This is a genomic window from Candidatus Hakubella thermalkaliphila (assembly GCF_013281975.1).
Classification (GTDB): Bacteria; Actinomycetota; Humimicrobiia; order Hakubellales; family Hakubellaceae; genus Hakubella; species Hakubella thermalkaliphila.
On the sequence record NZ_BLRZ01000119.1, the window covers coordinates 1 to 4,836 of the forward strand.

The 4,836-nt window shown below is 44.8% G+C and carries 5 protein-coding genes; all 5 read right to left on the minus strand.

Features of this window, described 5'->3' with window-relative positions; genetic code table 11:
• The coding region (locus HW443_RS09370; RefSeq protein ID WP_258190491.1) for an RAMP superfamily CRISPR-associated protein at positions 1–807 on the minus strand (807 nt) is incomplete at its 3' end.
• 3 nt (positions 808–810) lie between these two features.
• A complete protein-coding gene (locus HW443_RS09375; protein WP_176235743.1) occupies positions 811–1,296 on the minus strand; it encodes a hypothetical protein in 486 nt (161 codons plus the stop codon).
• Entirely contained in the window at positions 1,293–2,438 is a 1,146-nt protein-coding gene (locus HW443_RS09380; protein ID WP_176235744.1) for a hypothetical protein, read from the minus strand. The genes HW443_RS09375 and HW443_RS09380 overlap by 4 nt, the downstream gene beginning before the upstream one ends.
• Complete coding sequence (locus HW443_RS09385; RefSeq protein ID WP_176231763.1) at positions 2,413–3,174, minus strand: RAMP superfamily CRISPR-associated protein; 762 nt, start codon at positions 3,172–3,174, stop codon at positions 2,413–2,415. Before HW443_RS09385 ends, HW443_RS09380 begins: the two co-directional genes overlap by 26 nt.
• A 3-nt stretch (positions 3,175–3,177) precedes the next feature.
• Positions 3,178–4,572, minus strand: coding sequence for a Cas10/Cmr2 second palm domain-containing protein (locus tag HW443_RS09390; protein ID WP_176231764.1), 1,395 nt, complete (start codon positions 4,570–4,572; stop codon positions 3,178–3,180).
• Positions 4,573–4,836 lie beyond the last annotated feature (264 nt).

The window sequence follows — 4,836 nt, forward strand, 5'->3', positions numbered from 1 at the left end:
TTTACATAATTTGCATTTCTCCCTTGAAAATAACATAATTTTCATGCGACGTGGTGCGCCGCGGTGCATGGGCGATTCCTTATTTAATTCTGCCCTTAATTTCTTTAGCTCAACAGAATTTCTGCTTGCAAGTTCTTCAGGTCCCTTAAGCACAAAAGGTAGTATATCGTCGGGATTAGAGCGGTCATAGTAAAAACAGCTTAGCCCCTTTATGCGAAAATCGCCCTGCCCTGTACCGGTTTTGCCACCAAGGTGACCCCAACCCTTCTCAAGGAGTTCCAAGATATCGAGCAGAAGGTGAAGTGCCTCTCGGTTCGCCCCGGCTCCGTATTTAGAGAGAGGTTCCTCCTCTTCCACTTCTTCCTTCTCCCTGAACTCGCAGATGAATTTAAACTGTGCTTTCTTAGAGAGAATCTCATCATGAAACAGGTGTTTCCTTGCAGCACTGCCCCTCTTTCTGTCCACCGATGTTCTGTCACGAATCAGAGTCTTCCCTTCAGTTCCTTGACAAAGTTTTGCATTTAGAACAACTAACCGGGATTCTCTTCCCCTTTGTTCTTCTCTTGCCGAACCGAAAAGTGCCTTGAAGACAAGTTCTTCCTCAACATTACTTGCATTTACACCTTCCAACCCCAATCTATCCTTAGCCAGCGATGCCATAAGCCCACACAAAGATGTACCAGGGATAAAAGGCTCACCATTCACGTCCCTTATAATAAGGCTATCCACGTAATCGTTGCCTTCCCCAGACCCTATATGAAGCGGGCTATCAAGTATTACTTTCGCGTTGAAGTAATAAGTTCTCATTGTTCAACCTCGAAGTATATTTCCCAATACCTTACACAGGATATTACGTTTCCATTCCTTAAGTTCCTCAGATGTGGGCTTCAACTCACCAATAATCTTTTCGACCTCACTCAAGTGTTGCAAATCTCCCCTCAAATCATCTAACTCTCCGTTAAATTTTTGATTTGCCCCTCGGGTGGGTTCTTCATCGTTCCACCATGGCACTAGCTTTTTTGCTAATTCTCTAACTATTTCGTGTCCCCAGGCCGATGTTTCCTTAAACGATTCATACTCCAGAAATTCTACCCACTTTCCCAGATCGTCTTCCCTGTAACATACTTCCCAGAACCGGTATGCTTGACGCTTAGGTAGCCTCTCTAAAAATTCCCGTAAGCTTTTACCATGGGTATAATTTACCATTATATCTCCAAGCAGGAATGAAGTATCACCTTCTGTAAGTGGAGCTTCTATAATGTTATACATAACTTCTTTCCGTAAGGTTGGTTTCATCTTCCCTCCTCCGGACAACGTTTGTATTCATGGTGGAATGTGTCATTTATGCTTATTTCACCAAATCCTTCGGCTTTCCTGAGACCAAGCCCCCTTTTCTGCAGTTCATTAAGAGTACGTATAAGGTCTTCCGATTTCTTTCCATCGCCTAAACCGTATTTGAATAAAAAGGCACTTCCTTTGGCTATCGCCACCTCATCCTCACAAGGTCGTTGATAGACACCGCTCCACCCTCTGATGACCTCAGCAGCAGAAAAATGTCTGATTACCTCGCAGGTTTTGATAACTCCGTAGAGTTCCCTTAAGACCAAATCTTTAGGGACATACTTTAGTGGTCTTAGAAACTGATCCAAGACAATGGTATCGGAAACACAAGTTATCGTGAAAATACCATCAGAGTTCAGGGTGGAAAGCTCCTTGTAGAGGGGGTGTTTTGAACAGGACATTGCATCTTCAACCGTAAGATTTATTCTGCCCGGGCTTCTGCCTATAGGTATCTCTAAATTGATGCCCGCTTTAGAGCCGATCTCTCCAAATAGCCACTCTAAGACCTTATCGCCGTCAGCGGAGATCGATCTTATGAATCCGAGAAAAGCTTCTCCCCTCTGAAAAAGCTCACGTACAAAAAGCCTTCCCTCTTTACTCACCCCCCTTACGCTGTCCCTTTCGTGTTGAGTGAGATAAAATTTAGGGATACTAACTTTCTTGCAATTTGGTGGGTCGTAGATGTAAAAGCCTGGATATTTTTCATATTCTTCCTTAACCACATCCTCCGGAATACCATCCATAAGCCAGTCCCATATACCTTTACCATATCTACCAGGGAGGTCAGGAAGTTCATCTTCTTTGAAGCCGGGAGCTTCTTTTAATGCACGGGCGGATAAGGGAATGGGCTTGGAGCGAAAAGCCTTGGTCTCATCCGTGGGATAGAGATTGGAGAATATCACGTTATCCGAGAAGAAGACTTCCAGAAATTCATCTCCTGGTTTTTTCCCGGGTCTGATACCTGTTAAAGACGCGAGCGCCCCCCATATAAGCCGACCAGGGATATAATCCAAAGTTTCGTATATATTGCCTGCTTCCTGGCGTTTAGCTAAGCATATGGGCTCTACGACCTCAGCGGTGAGGATGTACTCCTTCATACCTTTCTTCCCTCGCATATTTCCATTGGTTAATATGTTCTTGGATTAATCGGTTCCAGGCACGGGCCTCAGCCGGATAGAACCTGCACCTGCCATAGCCCCGGTTCCTTCCGCCACCGATTTCCGTAACTAACCTAAGCCCCAAAAGAAGTATCCCATGGTCAAAGTTCTGAGTCTGTTCGTCATAACGCAGGTGTGCGGGTGTCTCAATAATGAAGCCTTCAAGGTCAACAAGAGGCTTGGCAAGTCCCAGAGTGAATAAAGCATCCTCCCTCGCCCGCCTTAGCAGATAGTCCCTTCGGCTACGACCGTGGCGGATATAAGGAGCCTCTCCTGGCCTTTCCTGATAAATCTTTTCCAAGAGTTCAGCTACTGCTTCGGGGAAATAAGCTCCGGAGAAGGCGAAGCCTTTTTGAACCTCTCCCCCTGGGATACCGAAGATACGACAGAGTACGCATATCCCATAGTCCCCTTCCGAATAATCTGGGACGCAATAAGCACCTTCTTCACCACAAACCTGCCCTTTGCATAATCCATACTTCTCCCAAGATGAGTTCTCTTTACAATGCTCCCTGATCGCCTGCTTCACCCTCCCCCGTATGCTGGAAGGAGGAATAAAGGGCATATTACGGGAGAGGGCGGATACTTGGTCGAACCCGCCTACCCCTGAAACTCCACTTGCTATGATGAAGGGGCTTTCAAGATGAATTCGATAGTTTATCTTAAGAGCTTTCACTACTTACCCCCTTACAAGGAGGTCGTACAATTCTATGAGGTCTATTATTGATGTCCGGTAGATCCCTTCCCACTTCTCCCGTGGAACTGGAAAAGGCCCTAAAGAGAGTCTATCACATACATTAATAAAACGTTCTCTATACTTATTCAGACTGCTAAACCATCGTACAAATTCGAAGGTCGCTTGCTGGTTCGGAAAATAAAGTAATTCGGCAAGTTCGTGGAGCTTATGTCTTGGGAAGGCCGCAAGGTCTAAATCTAAGGCAGCAGCTTTCAATTGCTTAAGTTTTTCCGTCGTATAAGGCCCGCCGTAGAGGAGGAAATTATCATTGACCTTTTTACCTATCCTGATTTCCTTAAGTCCACCGACAGCGTTATTCTTTATCATGCAGATATCCACAAGGGATTTCTCCCTTTTACCAACGCGCTTTGCTCTTTCTACCAATTCTTTCCCTATAAGGTTAAAATTATGGATAGGATAGTTGTAAGGAGCTATTACCAGTCCTACCGATATGGTAAGGCTATCCGGAGCATCAGCGAGCTTGAGATTAGCCATAAGGGACTTCGTCTTATCCTCAAAAAGTTCGATAAATTCTGCGACGAAATCCACTGCATAAAGCCCCTTGATTGCTACAGCCAAATCATCACCGCCCACATAGAGAACCCTTACCGGAAGTCCGTTTGCTCCACTTGGCTTTTGACCTTTGACAGGTTCATCCAATATCTTCCCTAAAGCCTCGTAGATTGCTTCTTCTAATGCTTTTCTCAACGCTCCACAGAAATTCCTATAGGTGTTCTTATCCTTGCCGATAAGGGGAGTAAGTCTTCCTAAGGCATTGACATCGGCGTAAACTATGCCTAGAAGACGCTCTTCCGATGTTCCGGGTATATCCTTCTCCTTTGGTTCCTCATCTTCACTCCAGCTGACAATGCCACCAAAGTGCTTGGGGATTTTCAGCCCGAAGGAATTACATAAATCTTTTTCTATCTTGCTTATTTTCTTAAACGAGAGTTTTTTCCTGTTGTCAGCATACCCGATCCTCCTAACCCCGTCTGGCACCTGAACAACACGTTCAGCAGGATACAGACCCGAATTTTCGCAGGGCACCGAGTGAATAGTAGAGTAATGGAAAGCGGTACTTTTCGGCATGTCTTTTAGGGCTTTCATGCCTAGAAATATAGGTTTCAGAAGATTAGTGTAAAAATCGCTAGCCGCAGATTTAGGGCTATAAGGTAAGAAAGTCGCTGATATCCCATGTTTCCAATACGATGCCCGTGATTTTCTAAGAAATTCCTGAGCCTTATCAGCATTTTCAAATTCCACCAAGACAATGCCCCCACCGGACCTTATGACTTCCCCGCTACAAGACTTGGTTATCTCAGGTATGTAATTGCTCAATATCCTGTGGGAGAAACAGACAACTGAGAAAAAATTTTAAAAAACACTTATTTTTTACTTGCATTCAGAACCAGATTGTGATATACCATAACACATGGAGTTCGATGTTGTATATCATGGTCGTCGCCTAACCCATAGAGACATTCTCTTTATCCGAAGACTGATTGCCAACAACCCGGATAAAAGCCGCTGGTTTATCTCCAGAGAGCTATGTCGGCAATGGGATTGGAGACAGCCCAATGGTGTCCTTAAGGATATGATCTG

Coding starts and splice junctions, on each gene's coding strand:
- HW443_RS09375 (WP_176235743.1), bottom strand. CDS start 1,296: ATGAAACCAACCTTACGGAAAGAAGTTATGTATAACATTATAGAAGCT.
- HW443_RS09380 (WP_176235744.1), bottom strand. CDS start 2,438: ATGAAGGAGTACATCCTCACCGCTGAGGTCGTAGAGCCCATATGCTTA.